General features: G+C 58.8%; 11 protein-coding genes. All 11 read left to right on the forward strand.

The window, feature by feature from the left end:
• The first annotated feature begins 110 nt into the window (after positions 1-110).
• Positions 111-2,825 carry a T9SS type A sorting domain-containing protein gene (locus tag ACOOHD_RS09835; RefSeq protein ID WP_420461394.1) on the forward strand — a complete coding sequence of 905 codons (2,715 nt, stop codon included), beginning with the start codon at positions 111-113 and terminating at the stop codon, positions 2,823-2,825.
• Positions 2,826-3,209: 384 nt separating this feature from the next.
• The gene (locus tag ACOOHD_RS09840) at positions 3,210-10,970 is read left to right on the forward strand and encodes a PKD domain-containing protein (RefSeq protein ID WP_420461395.1); all 7,761 of its coding nucleotides are present in this window, start codon (positions 3,210-3,212) and stop codon (positions 10,968-10,970) included.
• Positions 10,971-11,120: 150 nt separating this feature from the next.
• Complete coding sequence (locus ACOOHD_RS09845) at positions 11,121-13,868, forward strand: PKD domain-containing protein (RefSeq protein ID WP_420461396.1); 2,748 nt, start codon at positions 11,121-11,123, stop codon at positions 13,866-13,868.
• A gap of 582 nt (positions 13,869-14,450) precedes the next feature.
• Positions 14,451-17,084 carry a T9SS type A sorting domain-containing protein gene (locus ACOOHD_RS09850; protein ID WP_420461397.1) on the forward strand — a complete coding sequence of 878 codons (2,634 nt, stop codon included), beginning with the start codon at positions 14,451-14,453 and terminating at the stop codon, positions 17,082-17,084.
• A gap of 204 nt (positions 17,085-17,288) precedes the next feature.
• Positions 17,289-20,240 carry a PKD domain-containing protein gene (locus ACOOHD_RS09855; protein ID WP_420461398.1) on the forward strand — a complete coding sequence of 984 codons (2,952 nt, stop codon included), beginning with the start codon at positions 17,289-17,291 and terminating at the stop codon, positions 20,238-20,240.
• Positions 20,241-20,370: 130 nt separating this feature from the next.
• Positions 20,371-20,976 carry a Maf family nucleotide pyrophosphatase gene (locus ACOOHD_RS09860; protein ID WP_420457708.1) on the forward strand — a complete coding sequence of 202 codons (606 nt, stop codon included), beginning with the start codon at positions 20,371-20,373 and terminating at the stop codon, positions 20,974-20,976.
• A 52-nt stretch (positions 20,977-21,028) separates the two neighbouring features.
• The gene (locus ACOOHD_RS09865) at positions 21,029-23,173 is read left to right on the forward strand and encodes a SurA N-terminal domain-containing protein (RefSeq protein ID WP_420457709.1); all 2,145 of its coding nucleotides are present in this window, start codon (positions 21,029-21,031) and stop codon (positions 23,171-23,173) included.
• A 36-nt stretch (positions 23,174-23,209) separates the two neighbouring features.
• The gene (locus tag ACOOHD_RS09870) at positions 23,210-23,383 is read left to right on the forward strand and encodes a hypothetical protein (protein WP_420457710.1); all 174 of its coding nucleotides are present in this window, start codon (positions 23,210-23,212) and stop codon (positions 23,381-23,383) included.
• Positions 23,383-23,949 (forward strand): LPS export ABC transporter periplasmic protein LptC, encoded by a 567-nt coding sequence (gene lptC, locus ACOOHD_RS09875; RefSeq protein ID WP_420457711.1) that lies wholly within the window; start codon positions 23,383-23,385, stop codon positions 23,947-23,949. Before ACOOHD_RS09870 ends, lptC begins: the two co-directional genes overlap by 1 nt.
• A 50-nt stretch (positions 23,950-23,999) precedes the next feature.
• A complete protein-coding gene (locus tag ACOOHD_RS09880) occupies positions 24,000-24,764 on the forward strand; it encodes a LytR/AlgR family response regulator transcription factor (RefSeq protein WP_420457712.1) in 765 nt (254 codons plus the stop codon).
• Positions 24,765-24,870: 106 nt separating this feature from the next.
• Complete coding sequence (locus tag ACOOHD_RS09885; RefSeq protein WP_420457713.1) at positions 24,871-25,020, forward strand: hypothetical protein; 150 nt, start codon at positions 24,871-24,873, stop codon at positions 25,018-25,020.
• Positions 25,021-25,023 lie beyond the last annotated feature (3 nt).

The raw sequence follows: 25,023 nt of genomic DNA on the forward strand, positions 1-25,023 counted from the left end.
GCGGGGCCGCGGGTGCAGTACCCTTCGCGTGGTGGGACATCCATTTCCTCGCACAAGTGCTAACTTTAAGACTTTCGCTTTCAGGCTAGACCCCCCAACACACGCTTTTTATGCAACCGACCTTTACCTCCAATCCGTTGGCCGCTACTCCCTTGCACGGGCTGATCGGTCTCCTCCTCCTCCTGTTTTTTTCACCTACGCTGTTGGCGGGTCCACCTCCGGCGGCTAGTGGTGCCATCGCGCGCATCGAGAACCTCACCAAGCTGCCGGGTAGTGGCCGGGCCTTTCCCGCCAATGACTACTTTACGTTGCACCGTTCGGACCGGACGTTCAACAATTCCAAACAGTCCATCAAGTACACCGATCGCAGTAAAATGCGTATCCACAACGACGGCACGAATAAGCTGGTGATCACCAGGCTCACCACTACGAACACCAGCAACTTCCGCATCAACGGGGCTCCCTCGGGCACCTTTGAGATCGCTCCTAAATCGTACCGCGACGTAGAAGTGCTTTTTGTGACCACCGGCGGCGAAACCCGCCGCCTTGTCACCGAGTCACTCATCATGGAAAGCAACGCCGACAATGCCTCCAGCGTGCGGGCTACCTTTCGGGGTGCCTACATGAAGGATGTCGAGGGCGGCAGCGAGATCAACCTCCAACAGGTCATCGAAGCCTTCGGACTCAAAACCAGACTGGGGGTAGACGACAATGGGAATTTACAGGTGCGTCCAAGTTCCTATTACCCTAGCGCGAGCCGGGTGAACAGTGGACTGGAGGGCGACCTGATTCTCGCCGGCCTCTTTGAGCAGGCAGACGGTAGCAAGCCGGTACAGATGATCCAACTAGCCGCTTTTCACGGTCCTGGTGGATCGCCCAGCGAGCTCCGCAATGAGGCCAGCACGAGCATCGTGGGTGATATGAAGTACAATCACGGCAATCAGTACCACCAAACGCTGCTGCCCCGCCTGACCGATAGCTCCGATAAACCGGCCGGTGACTTTACCAGCAGAACCGGACAGGTCTTCCAGATTATACTGGCCGGCTACCGGAGTACCGGGGGGACCTACGATAACACCCGCAAGGACGAACTGCTGGCCGTACGTACCTACAAAGTCATCGACCGCAACGGTCGCGTGGTACCTAATGAGTATATCGTAGCCATGGACTACGTAGGCAACGGTTGTGGTGCCGGAAACAATAACTGTGACTGGAACGACAATGTAGCATACATCACTAACGTACGGCCCCGGGCTAAGCCTACGGCAAAAGCCATTGCCAGTATCGCAACCAAGATGGGGGAAACCAAGACCGTGAATCTCAGCGCCTCCTTCGACCGGGGCTACGCCGGCAACCAGCTCACCTACTCGGCGCGTATTTCCGGAGGCGGCAGCTTGCCCAGCTGGATTACCATCAATAGCAGTACCGGCGCCCTACTCATCAAAGCACCTAGTTCGGCCGGCGGCCAGAGCTACCGGATCGACGTGACGGCCACCGACCTCAATCGCATCAACGTCACCTCCACCCTCACCCTGAGCGTACAGGGGACCAGCACGCCTCCACCCCCGCCCCCTACGAATCCTACCCCCCCCACGGGAGCAGGCTCCTACTGGCTCGAAGCCGAATGCGCACAGGTAGGCAGTAGCTTCAAGTTGAACGGTAGCTCGGTAGTTTCCGAAAAACGCTCTATGTCCGCCCCCCCCAGCGAGGGTTCCGGTAATCGAATCCGCTTTATCTTCAATGTGAGTAAAACCGGCAGCTACAATCTCTTCGCTCGTATCCGGGCCCGTAACGGCGATAGCGATTCTTACTGGGTCCGTACCAATGGTGGCAGCTGGTACAAATGGTCCTCGGGCATCGCGCAAAGTGCAGACTTCAAGTGGAACCGACTTCCTAACTCCCTCAACCTGAGTGCCGGCACCAATACGGTCGACTTCGCCTACCGCGAACCGCTTGCGGAACTCGACAAGATTTACGTGAGCGCTTCGGGCAGCGCCCCCTCCGGCTCGGGTACCCCAGGATCGAATTGCGCCACTGCACCCAGCAGCGCGGTATACTGGCTAGAGGCTGAATGCGCCGAAGTAGGCTCACGCTGGCAAAAGGTGTCCACCGGATCGGCCTCCAATAGTACCTATGTCGTAATAGCGGGCCGCAATGCCATGGATGCTCCACCGAGTGACGAGGCCGCTAATCGCATCCGATTCACCCTGCGTGGCACCTCCGGCGGTAGCTATAATCTGTTCGCACGGATCGACGCGAAAAATGGCCTAGATGACTCGTTCTGGGTACGAGCTAACGGCGGACCCTGGTACAAGTGGTTCATGGGGATCAATCAGGGCGTCGGGTTCGACTGGAATCGCCTGCCACAGGTCCTTAACCTCCGGGAGGGAGCAAATACCATCGATTTTGCCTACCGGGAGGATGGTACAAAACTCGACAAGTTATTTCTCACCAAGGGTAGCAGCCGACCGGGCGGGCTAGGCGAACCGGCGGGCAACTGCGGCTCCGCCGCCACGCAGACCGCTTCCGTGAACAATGAGGTACCCATCGATCGGTTCGGCGTAGCTGCTACCCCTACCGAGCTCAGCCTATTTCCGAATCCGGTTAGCACCCACCTTCAGCTACGCCTGAGCTCCGAATATTTGGGTGACGCAGAGGTGATCGTGACCGATTTGCACGGCCGTCGGGTAAGCCAGCGGACTTATGCTAAGCCCGCCAATTCCCTACAACTGCAACTGGATGTAACGGAGCTTCCGGCCGGGCTTTATCACCTACAGGTGTTTATGGACGGTACCCGCGAGCTGCGCTCCTTCGTCAAGCAGTAAGTACCTGGTTTGACGCGACAAGGGGGTCCGCACACTGGCGTGTGTGGACCCCCATTTTTGTTAAATATTTCTAAAAATCCTCTCTTGCAAGTAACCAATCCACGGACTGAACTCATATACGGGCAACAAGCCAGCAAAGCCACCGCAGTCAGTCACCAATGGGTATTGCGCCGGATGGATTAGCTTTGTACACTGGCTTACGCAAGGCTTGGAACTGCCACGGAAAGGCTGGATCAGTCGTCCTCACCTACTCCGTTAGCAGAACAAGTGTATTGCTTTCACTATTTTACTGGAGAATACTAAAACCGATTTCAGACCCCGGCCCACGGTTCGCCCGTATATACCGGTAGTGCCCCCGGGCACCTATACACTTGAACAACACAGATGAACTACTTTACTCCTACAGCAGTAGCGCTGATTCTTGCATTCTGTTGCCCCCTTGGTTTATTCGGTCAGCTGACCGGTGATACCGTACGGGTCAATTTCTCGGATGCAGCTACCCCCGCTCCCGCTCCCTATCTCCGCGATCATGGCCTACCCTTCCAGGCCCAAAATGGCCGCACGTACGGCTGGGTAACCCCCGGCACGTCTACCCCCCTCAGTCTGGATGGCAACGGCCGTAACCGTAGGCCCGACCCGGATCAGGATGTACTGATCGAGACTCTGATGCACATGCAGTACGGCGATGCGGGGGGGGACCGAGGTCCCACCGCTCCCGGCGCCTGGGAGGTCGAAGTACCCAACGGCACCTACCGGGTGACAGTGATGGCCGGAGATCTCTTTCCCGAGGGACGGCCCGGCACCAACCATGTGATCAACGCCGAAGGCTACAACCTCATCTATCAACCCACGGTATACGGAGAGGTCAACCAGTTTACGGGTAGCGCCGTAGTGCAGGTGAACGACGGTCGCCTCACCCTGGATGCCAACGGGGGATACAACACAAAGATCTGCCACGTCACTATCGCCGCGGCAGCTCCCGAGCCGGTGGCCTTCTTTGCCGACGTAGTGCCTGCTAACGGTGCCGTAGATGTCTCTCCCCACTCGTTTCAGATGACGGTGTCGGTAAACACCCCCCCAAATTACGAGCTCGACAAGGCCAGTATCGTGGGGCGTATCCGCCTATTCGAGCAAACGGATGCCGGACTCTTCGAAGTTCCCTCCAACACCAACGATACCGGAGGTGGCGATGCCGTCACCCTAACTACGCGGGATGGACTGAAACCGGCCACCACCTACGTCTTTAATATCGAGGGCGTACAGGCTAACCGTATCGGACACCTGGACGATCGGATTACCTTTCGCACCTTCACCTCCCAATTCACTACTGCTGCCGAGAACGATACCAACCGGCCGGCCGACCTGGAAGGGGTAAGCTTCACGCAGATCAGTGGGAGTAACCTGGGCGCAGGTACGGCAGACCGCTTCACCACCCTGACCATCGGCCCCGACGGCAAGCTATATGCTTCTACCCTGGGTGAGACAATCAAACGGTGGACTATCCGCCCCGACGGCACCCTCAGCAACCTCGAAGAGCTTACCATAGACCTGACGGGTAGCGATCACCCCCTCAATCCCAGCGTGCACAATTCTGACGTGCGTTTCATCATCGGACTGGCGTTTGCACCGGAATCTACCGCCAATAATCTCGTTGCTTACGTCACCCATAGCGCCGTCACCCTTACCGACGGACCGGAGTGGGATGGTAAACTGACCCGCCTCAGCGGTCCTAATCTACAGACGGTACAGGACGTGCTGATCCACCTACCCCGCTCCAAGAAGGATCACCTGACCAATAGTATCGTCTTTGGCCCGGGTGGTGACCTATTCTTTCTCCAGGGCAGCAACACCGCCGGTGGGGAGCCCGACCCTTCCTGGGGGATGCGGAAGGAAAGCCTGCTGGCAGCCGCCGTGCTCCGCCTCAACTTGGGTAAGCTACCCACACAACTGCCGCTGAGTGTGTATACGACGGAGAACATTACGGCAATCAACCACGCACCGACCAATAGCATCACTATGAGTGATGGCACGTACAATCCGTACGCCCAGAACTCGCCCCTGACGCTTTACGCCACGGGTATTCGCAACGCCTACGATATGGTCTTCCACACCAATGGATGGACCTATGTACCCACTAACGGCACGGCGGGCAACAACAGTACCTCGCCAATCACGCCCTCCTCAATCGCTTATTTGTCGCAGGATACCAGTGGTATTGGGGTACGCCGCGCCAATGGCACCTTTTTTACCGATCCTAGTATCCCCAGTATGGTGGGTGGAGAGACCCAGAAGGACTGGCTCTTTAAGACCAAGGGAGGAAGTTACCACGGCCATCCCAACCCCTACCGTGGCGAGTTCGTACTCAACCACGGCGGATTGGCCTACTCGGGACTGCCCGGCCAGCTTGAAACCAGCTACCGCGACGTAGCAAAATATCCGGAAGACCTTGGCCCCGACGTTAACTACCGCGAGGTCGCCTATGACTTCGGCATGAATAAGTCTCCTAATGGCGTTGTGGAGTACAAGTCCGACGCCTTCAACGGTAAGCTCAAGGGTATGCTGCTAGTGGCCCGCTTTAGTGGCCAGGACGACATCCTCGTGCTGCAGCCGGGTAACAACTCGGGTGACATCATCCACGCTTTCCCCGACGTACCCGGCCTCCAGAGCCTGGACGACCCCCTGGAACTGGTAGAGGATGTCAACAGTGGTAACCTCTACGTCGCGCAGTATGACCGGGATGGTGGCGGCAAGCAGAAGATACTGCTGCTACGGGTCAGCGATGCTACCCAACCCACCCCGCGGATCGTATCTACTCCCCTTGAAGTCGTACTACAGGCTACCGTAAATAGCCCGAATGCAACTACGGACAGCAAGACGATTAAGATTACCAACGAGGGCACCGCAGATCTACACATCTCGGGCAAATACTTTACCGGACCGTACGCCAGTCAATTTCGCGTAACCGGGCCCTCACAGCTTACGCTTGCACCTGCGGCCGCGCAGACCTATACCATTGAATACCGGCCCGTGCTGGACTACAATGCACTGGGCTATCAGCACGCTGAATTAGTGTTTGAAAGTGATGGCAACCAGGGGGCGCCCTACCGGGTCAACATGTTTGCTCTAAAATCGGCGGGCTACGGCGGCAATAATGAGCCCCCCCTACAAACCATCGTCAGGACCCTGGGCTACGACATTAACGTAGGATGGACCAGCCTGGCCAACACGACCGAGGCTACCCTACTGGGTGATGAGGTCGCCGCTGACTACTTCACCGCGGCCGGTCCCGGTCCCGTGACAATGACGCCCGTGGCGCGGTACTCCCCGGCGGAGGCTCTCCCCTTCGGTTACTACACCCGGGTGGGAGCAACGCCTTCGCACCAGACGGTAGGTACGGCGGCGGCCGGCCAGGAGAACGCCCAGCGGCTCTACCCCCCCCTGGTCACGGGAAGCACGAGCTTCACCGCTCCGGAAGGTGGATTCGGCTTATTTATCCAGTCCAATTACTTCGGCCGCAAAAGCTATACACAGGACGGGCTTAACACCGATGTACCCCACCGCGTGCGCGTCTACCCCCTGCGCGACCGTGCTAGTCGTCCGCTGGAGGATAGTTACCTGGTATGCTTCGAGGATGCCAATAACGGGGACTACCAGGACTATGTCTTCGTGGTCAGCAATGTACGGCCCTACACCGCCGCCGCGGAGCAGACGGTAGCTTTCAACACACAGATCAACTTCCAGGACGGTAGCTTTACCCCCCCCAGCGGCTACGTAGCCGATACGGGCAAGCCATTCGGTACCCGTAGTGGTGGAATGACCTATGGCTGGATCGATGCCTACTCCCGGCAGCCCCTGAATCGTGAGGCGCTAGCCTTTGGTGCCACCCGTGGTGTGAGTAACGTGACCAGCGAACAGGATAAACTGCGCCGCTCGGGTAATGCGCTCGATCCGCTCGGCGGCCGGCAGGCAGACTGGGAAATCGCCGTACCTAATGGCCTATACCGGGTGGAGCTCGGCGTAGGGGATCCTAACGACCTCAACAGCTCGCATACGCTGCGGGCGGAGGGCGTGACCATTATCGACAACTTCAACCCCGCTAGCCGCTTCTACGAAAGTAAATCCGGCGTAGTAGAGGTAAAGGACGGTAAGCTGACCATCGACGATGGGGGTGCCTTTGGCAAGAGCAACACCAAAATCACCTACATCAAGGTGAGCAACGTGGAGCGGCCCACACCCAGTGGTGCCGTAGTGCGTATCGAGAATATGCTGAAGGTACCGGGTACCAACCGGGGCTTCCCCTACGAGGACTTCTTTACTTTTCACCGCAACGACGAACTGGTGACCAGCAAGGGGTATCCCATCAAGGTGCGCGACAACAGCGTAATGCGCATCCATAATGAGGGCGTCTCTCCCCTAGTGATCACCGAGCTAACGACCACAGACACCCGTGATTTCGTGATCGAGGGGGTGACCATCCCCGCCGGCGGACTCATCGTAGAACCCGGTGCCTACGTCGACGCCACGGTGCGCTTCGTGACTTCGGGTGGACAGAACGGCCGCCTCGTCACCGAAACCCTGAAGATGTCTTCCAATGCCGATAACGGCATGCTGACGCTAGCCACCTTCCGCGGTGGGTACATGGCGCTCATTGGGGGCAACGCCGAAATCGACGCCCAGCAGGTGATGAATGCATTCGACTTCAACACCCGTATGGGCCGCGACGCGCAGGGTAACATCATTGTGCGCCCCTCTTCCGACTACCCCCAGGCGGAGCAGGTCAATAGTGGTAAGGAGGGCGATATGATCCTGAGTCAGTTCTTCGTACAGGCCGACCCCAGTAAGCCCCTACGGATGCTCTCCCTTTCTGCCCTGCACGGTGAAGGCGGCTCGCCCACGGAGCTCCGCGACCAGAGCTACCGCGTGGTGGACAACTTCCGCTTCAACCACGATGGTTACTACTTCCAAACGCTACTCCCCCCCACGGACGTGGCGGGCTCCAATGCCGTCGCCGGTAAGTCGATTGCCAACATCAGCGTCCCCTTCCAAATCATGGTGGGCGGCTACAGCACTTACGGGGGCAGCAAGACCAATCTACAGGCCCCCGTCCTGGGCGTACGGGTATACCGGGCCATCGACCGCAACGGCCGGGTAATCCCGAACGAGTACATCATCAACCAGGATTTTGTGGAGAACGGTTGTGGCGTCGGTACCGCTAACTGCGACTGGAACGACAACACGAGCTACATCATCAATGCCCGCCCCCTGGGCGTACCCTCCGCTACAAAGGTTCCCGACGTGACGGTAGCGGTACAGCAGGGCACTGACTACAAGGTGACCGGCTATTTCTCGCTCGGCTACCCCGGCAACGTACTACAGTATACGGCCAGGACAGCAACCGGGGGAACCCTGCCAAGCTGGATCGTCCTTGACGAACGTACGGGCACCTTCCGCATAACGGCTCCCGCCGGGTCTAGTGGTACCACAGTGAGCGTGCAGGTAACCGGCACGGACTACAATGGTCTGACCGCCAGCTCCACCTTCCGGGTAATCGTGAGCGGTACGCCAGTAGCAAATGAGGCTCCGATAGCGGTAGCCTCGGCTAGTCCGACTTCCGGTACCGCTCCCCTCTCCGTTCAGTTAGATGGTACGGCCTCCCAGGATTTCGATGGTAGCATCGCAACCTACGCCTGGGCCTGGCCCGGTGGAACGGCTACGGGCTCGACACCCAGCGTGGTTTTCTCGCAGGGCAGTTACGCCGTTACCCTTACCGTGACCGACAATCGTGGTGCTACTGACAGCGATGTCATCAGTATCCGAGCCACCGAGCCGGCCCCCGTCGATCCGCCCCCTACCGGTGGTGGAGACCTACCTACGACGGCCTGGCTAGAGGCGGAGTGTGCGGCTGTTGGAGCTAGCTGGTCGGTGATCAGCGATCCGGCAGCGGCCAACGGTAAGTATGCCGTCGTGCAGTCCGGAAATTCCTACGACGTCTCCCCGGGAGACAATGCCGCCAACCGCATCCGCTTTACGGCCACCGTGGCCGGAGGTAGCTACCGCTTGTTTGCCCGCGTAAGTGCCCTCGGTGGAGGAGATGATTCCTTCTGGGTCCGGGTCAACGCTGGTGCGTGGTATAAGTGGAGCAGTGGCATCACCCAGGGGGGTGTCTTTAACTGGAACCAGCTTCCGGTGGTGCTCAACCTCACCCAGGGGGCTAACACCATCGACATAGCCTACCGCGAAGACGGAGCGAAGCTCGATAAGTTACACCTCACCCAGTCTACCACACCTCCCAGCGGCGTAGGTGCCGCGGACGCAGGATGCACCACTGGTGGAAGCGATCCCGAGCCCCCCGTGGCCGGCACCAAGACCTCGTTCTCCCTAGAGGCAGAGTGTGCCGTAGTCGGCAGTCAATGGACCACCCTTACCGATGCCAACGCCAGTAATGGTCGCTACGCCGTAGTGCTGAATGGCAACTCCACGGATGTGGCTCCTGCTGACGTCGCCGCTAACCGGATCCGGTTCACGCTAACGGATGCTAAGGCCGGCCTCTACCACCTCTACGCCCGTGTGAACGCTGCTAATGGAGGAGACGATTCTTTCTGGGTACGCATCAACAACGGAGGATGGTACCAGTGGAACGGAAGCATCCGCCAGGGGGTAGGCTTCGCCTGGAACGAAATCACTGGGGACCGCCCGGTACTGACACAGGGTACAAATACCATCGACTTCGCCTTCCGCGAGGACGGTACCAAGCTGGATAAGGTGTACCTAAGCCAGGTGGCTGGTATACCCACGGGTACGGGTAGTGCTAGCGAAAACTGTGGTGGTGACACCCCGCCTGCAGAACCACCTGTAGCCGACGCCTCCGCCACCTTCTGGCTAGAAGCTGAGTGCGGTCTGGTGGGCGGTACTTGGAAAACGGAAACCGACCCCGCTGCGACCAATGGATCCTACGTAGTAGTTCGTACCGCCAGTTCCACCAGTACTGCACCTGCTGACCTGCCCGCCAATCGGGTCCGGTTCACGCTGGAGAATGCAGTAAACGGCAACTACACGCTCTTTGCGCGCATCGGCGCGGCCTCTAACCTGGATGACTCGTACTGGGTGCGCGTCAACAACGGCGACTGGTACAAGTGGAGTAGCGGTATCCGTCATGACGGCACGTTCCAGTGGAATAAGCTTCCCGTAGGTCTTACCCTTACGGCGGGTAGTAATACCATTGACTTCGCCTACCGGGAAGCCGGGGCCAAGCTCGATAAGCTGCACCTGAACCGGACCGGCGCAAGCCCAGTCGGCAACGGAGAGTCGGGAACTAACTGCGGTGGTACAACGACGCCGCCGGCCTCTACCGACCTTGCGCTGGAAGCGGAATGTGCCCTAACTGGTAGCGGCTGGGCACGGCAGAGTAGCACTGCTGCCTCGGGCGGGACTTACCTGGTCTTCAACGGTGCTAGCCGCACCGCGGTACCAACCACGGACGAACCTAGCCAGGAGGTGAAGTTCAGCGTGAACGTGACCACTGCCGGGCTGTACCACCTGTTTACCCGGATTGATGCACCGGACGTGACCCGCAATTCTCTCTGGGTGCGGATCGACAACGGAGCGTGGATCAAGTTTTGGCAGGAGCTCGGCGGTGCGCAACTGCTCACCACTGGCTTCGAATGGCGCGAACTGACCAACGACGGTAAGGCAACCAGCTTTAACCTTACGGCGGGTGTGCATACCGTTACCGTGGCTAACCGGGAAGCGGGCACGAGACTCGATAAGCTGCTGCTAAAGCCGTCCACTACCCTGCCCACGGGCTTCGGCACAACGGCTAGCAATTGCGGTACGACTACGAGTCGTGAGATGAGTCAGTTCGCTTTCGCCAAACGGGAAGCACCGCGTCGTGTCGAAACCGAGTTGGAGGTGTTCCCCAACCCCGCACAGCTACGAACTACCCTGGAGCTACGCAGCGACCACCTTGGTCAGGTACGTGTCCTCCTCACCGATATGACCGGAAGGACCGTCAGTGAACAGACGTACGACAAATCGTTCACTGAGCTGCGGACGGACATCGAAGTAGCTAGCCTACCCGCCGGTGTGTACCGCCTGCGCGTCATCGAGGGTGATCGACAGACCGTACGCTCGTTCGTGAAAATGTAGACGGACTTACCGTATACTGACAGGGGCCGCACCATGGTGCGGCCCCTTTTTTTGAACATCCCTTCATTTAGCAGCTTGTATTCACTAGCAGTGCTGAACCCCACAACTGAATTACCTTCTATGCGCTGTATTTCTACCCTTCGTGCGCACTTGCCGCTCACCCTAGTTTTGCTTTTGCTCGCCTTCTCGGCTGTGGCCTCCCTGAACGCTCAGGCCGTCGTACGGATTGAGAACCTCACCAAGGTGCCCGGTTCCGACCGGGGCTTTCCGGCAGAGGACTTCTTTACCCTACAGCGTACCCTTGATCCGGTAAATAGTATCAACCAGGTCACGCTGCACACGGAGCAGAGCGGTATGCGCATCCACAACGACGGCCGGTCGCCGCTGGTGATTACCCGGCTGACCACTACCGATACTACCGACTTCACGATTACGGGAGTCAGTGTGCCGGAGGCCGGTTTGACGGTAGCCCCCGGGGGCTCGGTCGACGTACAGGTTAATTTCGTCACGGACGATGGAGAAGCTAAGCGGGTAGTTACCGGCTCGCTGGTGTTGGAAAGTAACGCTAGTAATCCTGCCGGCGCAGCGGCAACTTTCCGCGGTGCCTACCACACCAAGACGGAGGGCAACAACGAAGTAAGCGCCCAGCAGGTCTTCGAATCCTTTGGATTTACCACCATGTTCGGGCGGGATGAGAACGGTCAGTTGGTGACGCGTCCGAGCTCCGACTATCCCAGTGCGCAGGATGTGGACGCCGGCCGGGAGGGCGATATGATCCTGTCGCGTTTCTTCGTGCAGGCCGATCCAACGCGTCCCATCCAGATGATCCAAATGTCGGCCCTACACGCACCGAGTGGCGCGCCGACCGAACTGCGGGATACCTTCAGTGGCCGGGTGGTGGGCGAGATGCTCTACAACCACGGAGAGCTCTACCACCAGACGCTGCTGCCGCGGGAGTCGAACACCTCTACCCAGGTAGCGGGTGATTTTACCGACCGGATCGAGCAGCCCTTCCAGGTGCTCATTGCCGGCTACCGTACCTCGGGTGGGGGACTCGACAACCAGAATAAGAATCGCCTGCTGGGGGTACGCGTCTACCTCGCCAAGGACCGCAACGGCCGCGTTATCCCCAATGAGTATATTCTCAACCAGGACTACATCGGCAACAAGGGCTGCGGCCAGGAGGGTTCGGCCAACTGTGACTGGAACGACAACACCTCCTACATCATCAACGCCCGGCCGCTGGCCGAGCCCTCCGCTCGCCGGATCGAGAACGTCACGGCCAGTGTAGGGCAGCCCCTATCCTACACCATCAACGGCTCCTTTGATAAGGGGTATCCCGGAAACCGTCTCAGCTATACGGCAAGCGGTAGCAACGGGCAGCAGCTGCCGGACTGGATCACGCTAGATTCCCTTACCGGTACATTTCTTATTGACGCCCCGGCAGCGGCACTCGGGCAGGTGTACCAAATTGACGTGACGGCTACCGACTACAACTTACTCACCGTCCGTTCCACTTTTACGCTGCTCATCGACGGTCAGAGTGCCTGCACCGTTACCGCTAACGTGGGCGATAGCACCCGGGTGCTGGACTGCAACAGTGGCAGCGTACAACTGGATGGTCGCACCTCCACGGGTGTATATTCCTGGACCGGCCCCGATGGGTTTACTTCCAGTCAGGCAAATCCTACGGTGCGGGTAGTGGGTACCTATGTGCTACGGGGAGGGACCAACTGCGATGCCAGTGGTACGGTAGAGGTGTTCGCGGCCACCGGCTGTGATACCGGGGCCGGAGCTAACCAGGCACCCATCGCGGATGCACGGGCCAATCCCTCTACCGGTCAGGCACCGCTTACGGTCCAATTGCGGGGAGGTAATTCCGTGGATCCAGACGGGCAGATCGTGTCCTACAGTTGGCGGTGGAGTGAAGGAGCTGCTTCCGGCAAGGATGCCGAGGCTATTTTCGGGGCGGGAGACTACTGCATCGTACTTACCGTAACCGACGATCGGGGAGCTACCGGAATGGACACCGTCTGTATCCAGGTCGGAGCCTCGGCCGTTGCCCGGGTAGATAGTATTTTCCTAGAGGCTGAGTGTGCTACGGTCGGCACCCTATGGACTATAGCGGAAACGGACAGCACTACGGCATCCGGAGGAGCCTACACTAGTCCGCAGATGGATGGTCCGTTCGAGACTCCCCCGGCTGACGTAGCCGAAAACCGGATTCGGTTTGAGGCTAAAAATATGGCGGAAGGCTTTTACCGCATCTTCGGCCGCATCGCCGTTCCCGCCGACGGGGGTGACTCGTACTGGGTGCGCGTGAACGATGGAAGTTGGTACAAGTGGAGTAACGGAATCACTCCGGGTGGCGACTTCCAGTGGAATTTACGCCCCGGTGAGGATTTTTTTTTCGAGGGAACCAACACCATCGATTTCGCTCTGCGGGAGGCTAACACGCAGCTGGATAAGATCTACCTCAGCAAGAGCGATCGGTTGCCTACGGGTCTTGGTGCTTTGGGCATAAATTGCGCAGACACGATCGGTACAGACACTACTACCACCCTGATCGACACTACTACGACGCCGGTAGATACGACCACCACCCCGGTGGACACCACCACTACTGCCCTATTCAACCCCCAATCCGGGCTGGAGCTACAGGTTTTCCCTAATCCCGCTATGGTAGACCTTACGGTAGGGTATACTAGCCCATGGACCGGCACCCTTACCATTTTTGTGATAGATATGCACGGAAGACGGCTGCGCGAGGAGCGGTTCATTAAAGCAGCCGGTGCCTTTACCACGGTGCTGTCGGTGGCTGATTTGCCGCGGGGCACCTACCGGTTACAGCTGGTGGAAGGCGCGCGAGTTGGGATAATTCCCTTTTTGCGATTATAATATTTTGGAGATCACGTAAGTTTGCACCACATCGCCCCCCCATGCATGGGGTGGACTATCATAATAAGCACACTGAGTCCGACATAAGCATCAACGTTTTCCGTGGCCTTGGCCTAGCGGAAGGCACCACTTCAATGGATTTACCAAAGAATTGTACATGCTGTCACTTTTTACACTATCTCCGTTTCGTTTCTCCCCTACATCCTTCGCCTACCGTCGCTTTCTCACCTTACCCCGCTGCATTGTCCGGCCGGCTGGGGAGGAGTGTGACCCTGGTTTGCTACTTGCGTAGCCGCCTGATTCTTCTCTCATTTAAGTAAACCGTAAACTTTTGGGTATTCCACCGGCCGGACATCTTATCATCCCACGCATAATTGGCTGATCATTAGGTTAAGTAATCAATATTACCGATCTTTGGGCCGTTGTCTCAACCACACGTAGGACCCTTGCACCGGTTCTATGGGTAGATGTTCGTTTTTGTTTAGGCTTTTTGGAATAACCAACAAAGGAATTTAGAGTATGGTAATAGGATTTACGACTAGTGCCCCCCGGGCGCTATGGGTCCGTGCTGTTTGCTGTGCGATGCTGTTAGCGTCCACGCTTACCACCACCCCCCTCGCTGCGGCTGCCGGCCAGCCCATCGCCCCCTTCACCGCCTTCGCCAATACCACCCAGACCTTTGTGGTCAATGGTGCCTTCGGCGGCAGTGAATCCCTAGCTTACGAAGCGACCCAGTACGATGGCAAGGCCCTGCCCTCGTGGATCAGATTCAATAACAGCACGGGAGAGTTTACCCTCCGACCGCCCTCCTCCGAGGTGGGCAAGGTGTACCGCATTACGGTGCGGGCCACGGACGATACGGACTCCTCCTTTTATCTACTGGTCGACGATGACAGTGAGGGCTGCTCCGTCGAGGCCAACGCCGACCAGCGGGGGATGCTACTCAACTGTAGTAAGGGTACCGTGCAGCTACACGGTAAATCCTCCACCGGTCGCTTTCGGTGGACCGGTCCGGGAGGCTTTTCCTCCTCCGAAAGTGATCCACGGGTCAAGGAGCCTGGGCTCTACCAGCTCAGTGCGGACGGTGGAAGCTCCTGCTCTCGCATTAGCATCGTGGAGGTGATGCACAGCAATTACGGCTGCTCGGAAAAAAGTGCTAAAAACGAAATTCCCGTGGGTCGCATCACGGCCAACCGGACCAGCGGTTCTGCTCCCCTCCGCGTACGCTTAGATGGTAGCGGCTCCAGTGATGCGGACGGTAAGGTGATTACCTACAGCTGGTACTGGGACGGCGGCGATGCTGCCGGTTCCAATCCCTACGTCACCTTTCCCGAGGGCACGCACGAGGTTTTCCTGGTAGTTACGGACGACACCGGAGCCCGGTCTACCGACCGCATCACTATCACGGCCGGCAAGGCAACGCCTGCCCCTGACGCAGTCTCCTACTGGTTGGAAGCCGAGTGTGCGGACTACGGTAGCCAGTGGAAGAAAGGTAGCAGTGGATCGGCCGGCGGCGGCGCTTACGTCGTTTCTCAATCGAGCGCAGTGTCGTCCGCTCCTGCCGATAACGCCGACAATCAACTGCGCTTTACGGTGGATGTGGCCAAAGCTGGTGACTATTACCTGTTTGCGCGGGTGGATGCGCCCAACCAAAGCAGTGACTCCTACTGGGTGCGTATCAATGGCAGTCCGTGGATCAAATGGTTCAGTGGCTTCGCTACCGGCCGTGGTTTCCAGTGGAATGCCGTGCCCAACGCACTTCCCCTAAAGGCCGGCAGCAACCGCATCGACTTCGCCTACCGCGAGTCTAACACCAAGCTTGATAAGATTTCACTCTCTACCAGTGGTGAGGCACCAGATGGGCAGGGAGAAGCCGATCCCAGCTGTGGGAACTCCGGCGGTACTGGAACTACGACAGCCTCCCAGGAAGATTTTTGGCTGGAAGCAGAGTGTGCCTCCGTAGGCCGGCGGTGGTCGACCCAGTCGTCCTCCGGCGCTTCGAGCGGAGAGTACGTCGTTGTGCGCAGCGGCAATGCGATGAACTCGGCCCCCTCCGATATTCCCGACAACCGCATTCGCTTCTCCCTCAGCTCCGTAAAGGGGGGTAGTTATAAGCTTTTTGCCCGTGTCGACGCTCCCTCCAATACGGATGATTCCTTCTGGGTACGGATCAATGGCGGTAGCTGGTACAAATGGGCCAGTGGGATCGAGCAGCGGCGAGGCTTCTACTGGAATAAATTACCCCGCTCGGTAGACTTAGCCAACGGCAACAATACGATCGACTTTGCCTTCCGCGAGGATGGCAGCAGACTCGATAAGCTGTTCCTGACGCGCAGTAGTACTACGCCCAGTGGTATGGGCAGCGAGGCAACCAACTGTGGCAACGACACCTCGTCGGACGATACGCCTAGCAGTGGAGTCACCAACATCTGGATGGAAGCAGAATGCGGTCGGGTGGGTAGCGCCTGGGCGAAGTATCAGTCCAACGGTACCGGCGTCTACATAGACGGGCAAACCAGCACCTCAGCCCCGAGCAGCACTTCCTCGGAGCGCATCGATATTCCCGTGACCGTAGGCAAAGCCGGCACCTACCACCTCTTTCTTCGTATGGACGCGCCGGACCTCAACTCGAATTCCTTCTGGGTGCGCGTAGACGATGGTAGCTGGATGGAATTCTGGAAGGCCGTAGGCGGGGGTGACCTCCTCACCCAGGGTACCCAGTGGCGCAAGGTCGGCCACGATGGCAAGGATGCTACCTTCCAGTTGAGCCCGGGCACCCATACGATCACGATCTCCCTGCGCGAAGCGGGTACTCGCCTGGATCGTCTGCTGCTCTCCACCTCGACCGCCCTACCCTCCGGCGTAGGCGGCAGTGCCACGAACTGTAGCTCGGGCACCTCGGTAGAAATGATGGGGATGGCTACTTCGCCGGCCGACGACACCGAGCCACTAGCGGACGTCGCAGAGACCGCACTAAATCTTTATCCCAACCCCGCGTCCTTCGATCTAACCGTGGAACTCACGAGTGGCTACGCGGGCCGGGTTGATGTGGTAGTCACCGACGCTACCGGCCGTCGGGTGCGGCAACTGTACTTCGACAAGGCGAGCGATCAGCTTCGCACCCAAATCGATGTGAGTGACTTGCCCAACGGTATGTATTACCTGCGCACCCTAGAGGGCGACCGGCAGACTATGAAGCCCTTCGTCAAGCAGTAGGACTTGTCAAGGATTATTTGTGCCTCGGGGCCGTGCAACACTGCACGGCCCCGAGCGCGTTGGGGGGTCACATCCGAGAAATGTTATAATTACACCCTACCCACTATTTTATTTAGTGCCCCCGTTACTTGTGTATCCAGGTACTTTATGTGCCGGATTTTTGTCTGTGTTTTACCGTCTCTCATAAAGAAACCTTGATTAATTATGGCATTTGTATGCTCACCCGGCTACGCCCGGTTTACCCCGGCGTATGTCTTATCCTATCTGTTTCTCCTGCTGTTCCTTGTTGCTGCCCTCCCGGTACTGGCTAATGGCGAAGAACCACATACCGCTCCCACCGCCCGCCGCATCGCGCCACAAACCGTGGTGGCCGAGCGCACCCAAACGATGACCGTCAACGGATCGTTCACCAACACCGTACTCACCTTCTCCGCTAGCCTAAGTGACGGTAGCCCTCTGCCCAGCTGGATGAAGCTCGACCCCCTTACCGGAAAGTTCACGATCACCCCCCCCGCCGCCGCGGTCGGTCAACTGCACCACCTGACGGTCACCGGCACCGATACCCAGCAGCAGCGTACCACCACCAACTTTTACCTCCTGGTAGACTACAACCGCTTCGTCTGTAATCTAGATGCCAATACCGATCGACTGGGACGTATCCTGGACTGCACCACCGGCACGGCCACCCTACGGGGCCATACCTCAACAGGTACTTACCGCTGGACGGGCCCCAATGGCTTTACCTCCACAGAGGCCGAACCCACTGTTACCGTTCCGGGTCTGTACCAACTCACGACCGTCACCACGGACGGTAGCAGTTGTCCCCGCCGTTCCATCGTCGAGGTACGCAACCACCGTAACAACTGCGTAGTCGAGAATAATCGCATACCGAAAGGACACATCCTCACTGACCGTACCACCTACAAAACCAACGAGAACATCTACCTACGGGCCGACGGCTCCACCGATGTCGACGGGAACGTACTATCGTACCGCTGGTCCTGGAACGGTGGCCGGGCTACCGGTCCCACACCTAAACTGCGGCTACCCCAGGGCAAGCACGAGATCATCCTCACCGTAATGGATAACGAAGGAGCTAAGTCTACGGACCGGGTGGTCCTACTGGTAGAAGAGGTACCCCTAGTGGAGCATTACTGGCTCGAAGCTGAATGCGCTACGGTTGGGGACAACTGGATGATCCGGGAAAGTTCTTCGGCTGCCGCGGGGAGCTACGTCGCTTCGTCGCTCACCTCCATGAGTATTGCACCGGCGGACACGCCCAAAAATTACGTGCGCTTCAGCGCCTTTGCCGAACGGGGGGGCGCTACCTACCACCTCATGGCCCGGGTAGCCGCACGGTCCAATGAGCACGACTCGTACTGGGTACGCGTCAACGGCGGGGCGTGGACCAAGTGGAACAATGGGTTTAAGCTCAACGCCGGCTTTCAGTGGGTACCCTACCCCACCCCAATCCAGCTGCGGGAGGGCAACAATACCGTAGATTTCGCCTACCGCGAGCCCGACACCCGTCTGGATAAGCTGCTGATTTCTCTTTCGGATAAGCTGCCTACGGGGGAGGGCGAACCCATCGTAGGGTGCCAGCGCAACGCCCCGCCCGTAGCCAAAGCCGCCGCCAGTAGCTACCTCGGCGTAGCCCCCATGACCGTGACCCTGGACGCATCGGGATCGACCGACCCGAACGACAACATTTACACCTACCGCTGGACCTGGAACGGCGGTTCGGCCGAGGGCATCGTAGCCCAGCGCCAACTGGGTGTAGGCAACTACGACGTCACGCTCACGGTTACCGATACCAAAGGGGCCTCGGACACCGACGTGATCGCCATTCAGGTAGACGCCCCCCCACCGAGCCCCGAAAACGGACCCGAATTTTGGCTGGAGGCCGAATGTGCCACGGTAGGCAGCAAATGGACCACCCACGAATCCACCTCCGCCTCGAGTGGTAAGTACGTAGTCGTGCGCAGTGGTAACTCCTACAGCGCCCCACCGGCCGATGTAATAGATAATCACATCCGTTTCGTGTTCTCCTCCCCTAGCGCCAATGTGTACAACCTCTTTGCGCGCATCAACGCACCGAGTAACCTTGACGATTCGTACTACATCCGCATCAACGACGGCGCCTGGCAGCCCTGGAATGGCGGTATCGAACAGGCCAAAGGTTTCCAGTGGAACCGCCTACCAGCCGAGCTGGAGCTACGCGCCGGCACCAATACTGTAGACTTCGCTTACCGCGAAGACGGCGCTCAACTAGATAAGCTATACCTGAGCCCAGTCAAGAACAGCTCCACCCCCCAGGGCCTTGGTGAGAGCGGGACAAACTGTGGTACACCCGCCGACATCTGGATGGAAGCCGAGTGCGCCGATCTAGCCGGCAACTGGCTCAACTACGAGACCACGGCCGCCTCCCGCAATCTCGGTGTGACGTTCGAGGGGCGGAATACTATGACGCCCCCAACGACAGCCGACCAGCAGATTAGCTTCCCGGTTTATCTCGAGCAAAGCTCCACCTACCACCTCTTCCTGCGCCTGGATGCCTTCGACCGCGGACACAACTCGCTATGGGTGAAGGTGGATAACGGTAGCTGGATCAAGTTCTGGCAGGAAGTAGGCGGGGCCGAACTGCTGACCCAGGGCCACGAGTGGCGCAAGGTCAACCACGACGGCCAGGACCGCAGCTTCAAGCTTGCCGCCGGGCAGCACACGATCACCATCGCCAACCGTGAGGCCGGCACGAAGATCGATAAGCTATATCTGTCACCCTCCAGTACCCGACCTACCGGCTCCGGTGGACCAGCTACTAACTGCGGCGCGGGCACCTCCCGCGAAATGGGGATGATGAGCTTTGCCACTACGGTAGCGGAAGACAAGACCGACCGCACCCTGACCGCCGAACTGAGCATCTTTCCCAATCCGGCCACGGCCGCCGTTACCCTCACTCTACACGACGACTATGAGGGTCGGATACGGGTGATCCTGACCGATGCTACCGGCCGACGCCTCCGCACGCTGCGCTACCACAAGCAGGGCGAGCACCTGCAGCAGCGCATCCCGGTCGCCAAACTGCCCGCCGGTATGTATCACCTGATCATCTTCCAGAATGATCGACAGGTGACCCAGACCTTCATCAAGGACTAGGACCAAGCCCCAAGTCCGTAGTTTTACCCCACCGTCGGGGCCACGCCTCTTCCTGGGCGCTGGCCCCGACGGTCGTTTTAGCCCCCGCTAGGCCGTACGACCGCACCTCTTCGGCACCCCCTCCTGACCTATGCGCATCCCCCCTGAGCTCTCCCTGATCCTGGCCAGCAAGTCGCCCCGCCGCAGTCAGCTCCTGGAGCAGGCCGGGATCCCCTTCACCATCCGCACCGTGGAGGTGGAGGAAGTATACCCCCCCCAGCTACCCGCCCCGGAGGTAGCTCCGTACCTGGCCCACCTCAAGGCACAGGCTGCCGCCCCGCTGCTGCAGTCCGCCAACGAGGTGCTACTGACCGCCGACAGCGTCGTCATTCTCGACGATGAGATCTTCGGCAAACCCCAGGACCGGGACCACGCCGTGGCTACCCTGCGTAGGCTTTCGGGACGTACCCACACGGTCATCACGGGCTGCTGCCTTAAATCCTACACCCGCGAAGAAGTCTTTTGCGGCGGCGCGCAGGTGCAACTCAACGTAGTGGAGGAAGACGAGATCGCCTGGTACGTCGATACCTACCGCCCCTACGACAAGGCGGGTGCCTACGCGATTCAGGAATGGATCGGGCTGGCTAAGATCCGGCGCATCGAGGGCACCTACCCCACCGTGATGGGCCTGCCGGTAGATTTGGTATACGAACGACTGATCCACTTCGGCGAGGACCTCACTGCGGCTAAGTTGTAGTATCTTCGCGCCCCCAAGCCCCCCGGGCGGGGCAAAATAAGACGTCTAGCGTATGGCACTGATTGGTAAGATTCGGAAAAACCCCCTGCTGGTCCTCCTCTTCATTGGCGGCGGCATCGCCCTGTTCGTTCTGTCGGACATCATGAACAGCGGTACCCGCGGCCCCATCGGCCCGGCCGAGGCCATGCTGGCCCGCGTAGGCGAGGTCGAGATCGAGCGCAATGAATTCGAGCGGACCCTCCAGGTAGCCGGCACGAGCAACGATGCCTACCAGAGCCGCGACAACCTCTGGAATTTCTACCTCAGCGAGGGCTTGATCCGCAACGAAACCGATAAACTGGGCCTAGCGGTGACCACCAACGAGCTCGACGAGCTCACCTACGGCCCCCGCTACAGCCCCGTGATTCGCCAGACCTACGGCGACCGGCAGACCGGTCAGGTCGACCCCACCTTTTTAAATCAGGTGCGCGGACAAATTGAGTCCGGCGATATTTCGGAACTACAGCAGCGTTACCCCAACTTCGCCGACATCTGGACCTACCAGAACCGGCAGGTGCGCACCCAGCGGCTCCAGGAGAAACTCAGCGCCCTGGTCTCTAAGGCCATGTACGCCCCCAGCTGGATGGCTCAGGACTACGCCGATGCCCAGACCGCCACCCGCGACGTGGCCGTAGTGCGTATCCCCTTCGACGAACTCGATAACGATGAGGTAGAAGTCACGGACGCCGATCTACAGGAGTACGTCGATGAGTACCGCAGCCGCTACGACAACCTGGAGGAGACCCGCCAACTGGCTTACGTCAACTTCCCCGTGGAGGCTACCCCCGAGGATAGTGCCGCGGTGCGTGCTACCATGCAGGACATCGCGGCCCGTTGGCGTCAGGCTCCGGCCAGCGAGGATAGTCTCTTTGCCATCACCAACGACGGCTCCTACACCGGTACTTACGTCGCCGAGGACCAAATTGCCCCTTCGATCGCCAGCACCCTGATGAACGAAGTGGAGGTAGGTGAGATCTACGGTCCCTTCGTGGAGGGGCAGCTCATGGCCCTGGCTAAACTCATCGACCGCCGGGAGGTGCCCGACAGTGTCACCCTGCGCCGCATCGTACGCAACGCCAACATTCCGACTCAACTGACGGAGGCTAATCGGCTCATCGACAGCCTCCAGACCGTCCTCGAAGCGGAGCCCGGTAAATTTGATGAGCTGGCCGGCGAGTTCAACCGCGATTCGCGCAGCATTGCTACCAACGGCTTACTGGAAAACATCGAACCCGGTCAACTCGATCCCGCCGTAGACCGCCTGGCCTTCATCACCGCCGAACCCGGCCGACTGTACAAGATCAGTACGGCGACCGGTGTACAGCTCATCGAGGTCGTGCGGCGCAGCAGTAGTACTACCCCCCGGGTGAACGTAGCCTACGTCACCGAGCAGATGATCCCCAGTAGCGACACCGAAGATGCCGTGCGGGCCCGCGCCGAGGAGTTTCTGACCGGAAAGAATAACCTGGCCGAGCTACGCTCCGCCGCCGAAGCGGAGGGCCTCACCGTAGAGGTAACCGATCCGCTTAACATCGGTACCTACTACATCGAGAACCTCGGCAACGGGCAGGACGTGCGGGATATGATCTGCTGGGCCTTCGGAGCCGACCAGGGCGACGTTAGCGGTTTCGTCTACACCTTCACCGATCCTAACTTCTACTACGAGGACAAGTACGTGGTGGTGGGAGTAGAAAATGTATTGCCCGTGGGCGAGGCCCCCGTTGCCGCCCTGCGCAGTAGCATCGAGGGCCCGGTGAGGGATCGGCTGAAGGGCCGCAAACTGGCCGAAGCGCTGCAGGGCATGGACCTTGCCCGGGCCGCCCAACAATATGACGCGGTAATCGATACGCTCTCTTCCGTCAGTTTCACCCAGAACAACCTGCCCCAGGGCATCGGTGCCGAGCCCAGGGTAATCGCCGCGGCGGCCTCCGGAGCCACGAACGAGGTGGTCGGCCCCATCGTAGGGAGTAACGGCGTGTACCTGGTCAAACCACTTACAGCGGCACCAACCGGTAGCAGTGGTAGCCTGCCCAGCGCACGCGTGGCGATGAATCTCAACAGCCGTACCCGCGTACCGCAGCAATTGCTCAACGGACTACGTGCGGAAGCAGACATTGAGGATCAGCGCATGAACACCGAATGCAGTAACCGGCGTTAACAAAGGGGCGCAAGCCGCCGCCAAAACCAGAACCAGATGTCAGAAATAAAACATGCCGGGATCAAGGGGTACGTACTAATGGGCGGTATGATCGCCTTCCTGCTCTTTGTTCTACTGTGTATCTACATCTACAAGGCTAATCAGGCTTTCGTGCCCGAAGATCCCGAGCGTTACGGTTTCCTCCTGCCCCAGCTTACACACTGGGTGTAGTGCCGTTGCGGCGGCAGGTATTCCATACCGTTCTGGCGGTAGCGCTTGTCGGCGGCTTACTGAGCGGATGCATCAACGATCCGGCTGACGTAGCCCGCCTCGAGGAGCAGCTCGACGATCAGGTGGAGGTGGCCCGCGAGGTACAGATTCTATATAGTGATTCGGCCCGCGTACGCCTCATCCTCGAGGCTCCTACGATGTATAACTACCTGACCCCGGCCGACCCCCGGCAGGAGTTTCCGGATGGAATCATCGCATACTTTCTCGATGAGAACCAGGATACAACCAGTACGCTGGTTGCCCATCAGGGCATCTACCGCCGCAGGAACAACCTCATCACCGTACGAGATAGTGTCGTGTGGGAATCCGTAGACCGGCAGCGGCTCGAAACCGAGGAGCTCAACTGGGACGAGCAACGGGAGCTGATCTACACCAACAAGTTCGTAGTACTTACGCAGCCCGACTACATCATCACGGGCTACGGGCTAGAGAGTGATCCTTCCTTCACAAATGCACGGGTACTCCAGGTGGACGGTCGCATACCGGTAGGTCGCCCCACGGAATAAACTCGGGCGTTTTGTAGTTTTGGTGACGTACCCCTTTACTGATCCACGCCATGCTCCTGAACGCCGTAATCATCGAAGACGAACGCAAGGGCCTCGTCAACCTCAAAAATATGCTCCAGCTCCACTGCCCCGACGTAGAGGTAGTGGGGGAAGCCGACGGGGTGGCTACCGGCGTAGCCTTATTCGCCCAGCCGGACCTCCACGTGGACGTGGCCTTCATGGACATCAACCTGAGTGACGGCAAAGTTTTTCGGCTGCTGGATGAAATACGCCCCATCAACTTCGACGTAATTTTCGTGACGGCCTACGACCAGTTTGCCATGAAGGCCTTCGATTATTCGGGCATCGGGTATATTCTTAAGCCCATCGACCCCGATCGCCTCGTGGAGGCAGTGGGTCGGGTCAGGCCCCGGCAACAGGCCCGTACCGATGAGCGCATTGCCGCCATGCGGCAGTACCAGGGCAATCCGAACACCTTCAAGAAACTGCCCATTGGGGCCGTAGACGGTATGCGGTTTGAGGAGATCAGCAACATCGTGCGCTTTGAGGCCGACGATAACTATACCCACATCCACCTACGGGACGGGCAGCGCATCACCGCCTCGCGCACCATCAAGCACTATGAGGACCTGCTGGCGCACTGCAATTTTTACCGCGTGCATAAGGGCCATGTCATCAACATGAACTACATGAAACGCTTTGTAAAGGGCGAAGGGGGTTACCTCATCATGGAAGATGGCAAGCGCATCGATGTAAGCCGGCGTCGAAGGCCCGCATTTTTAACACGTTTACGGGCGCTACAGGAGCTTAATTAGTCGTTACCTAGATAGTACCTACCTTTCAAACTAGGATAGTGACCTTTACCGATAGTCGGCACACCCTCACCACTTACTGAACACCAAACACTACAGTCCGCCTCCCATGGCTAAAAACGGGAAAAAAACAATCGAAGAGCTTAAGCAGGACCAGACGGTGAAACCGCTGGACCGCGATACGATGGATCAAGTCACTGGCGGTAAGCGACGTGGCTACTGGTTCCGGCGTGTCTGCGGTGGTATCATGCCCCAGTAGGCT

The sequence above is a fragment of the Neolewinella sp. genome (assembly GCF_965214665.1).
Classification (GTDB): Bacteria; Bacteroidota; Bacteroidia; order Chitinophagales; family Saprospiraceae; genus Neolewinella.

What these genes read in the sequence shown, in the direction of transcription:
- ACOOHD_RS09865 (WP_420457709.1), top strand. Translation starts at nt 21,029, where the DNA reads ATGGCACTGATTGGTAAGATTCGGAAAAACCCCCTGCTGGTCCTCCTC.
- ACOOHD_RS09840 (WP_420461395.1), top strand. Translation starts at nt 3,210, where the DNA reads ATGAACTACTTTACTCCTACAGCAGTAGCGCTGATTCTTGCATTCTGT.
- ACOOHD_RS09850 (WP_420461397.1), top strand. Translation starts at nt 14,451, where the DNA reads ATGCTGTTAGCGTCCACGCTTACCACCACCCCCCTCGCTGCGGCTGCC.
- ACOOHD_RS09860 (WP_420457708.1), top strand. Translation starts at nt 20,371, where the DNA reads ATGCGCATCCCCCCTGAGCTCTCCCTGATCCTGGCCAGCAAGTCGCCC.
- ACOOHD_RS09835 (WP_420461394.1), top strand. Translation starts at nt 111, where the DNA reads ATGCAACCGACCTTTACCTCCAATCCGTTGGCCGCTACTCCCTTGCAC.
- ACOOHD_RS09885 (WP_420457713.1), top strand. Translation starts at nt 24,871, where the DNA reads ATGGCTAAAAACGGGAAAAAAACAATCGAAGAGCTTAAGCAGGACCAG.
- ACOOHD_RS09855 (WP_420461398.1), top strand. Translation starts at nt 17,289, where the DNA reads ATGGCATTTGTATGCTCACCCGGCTACGCCCGGTTTACCCCGGCGTAT.
- ACOOHD_RS09870 (WP_420457710.1), top strand. Translation starts at nt 23,210, where the DNA reads ATGTCAGAAATAAAACATGCCGGGATCAAGGGGTACGTACTAATGGGC.
- ACOOHD_RS09880 (WP_420457712.1), top strand. Translation starts at nt 24,000, where the DNA reads ATGCTCCTGAACGCCGTAATCATCGAAGACGAACGCAAGGGCCTCGTC.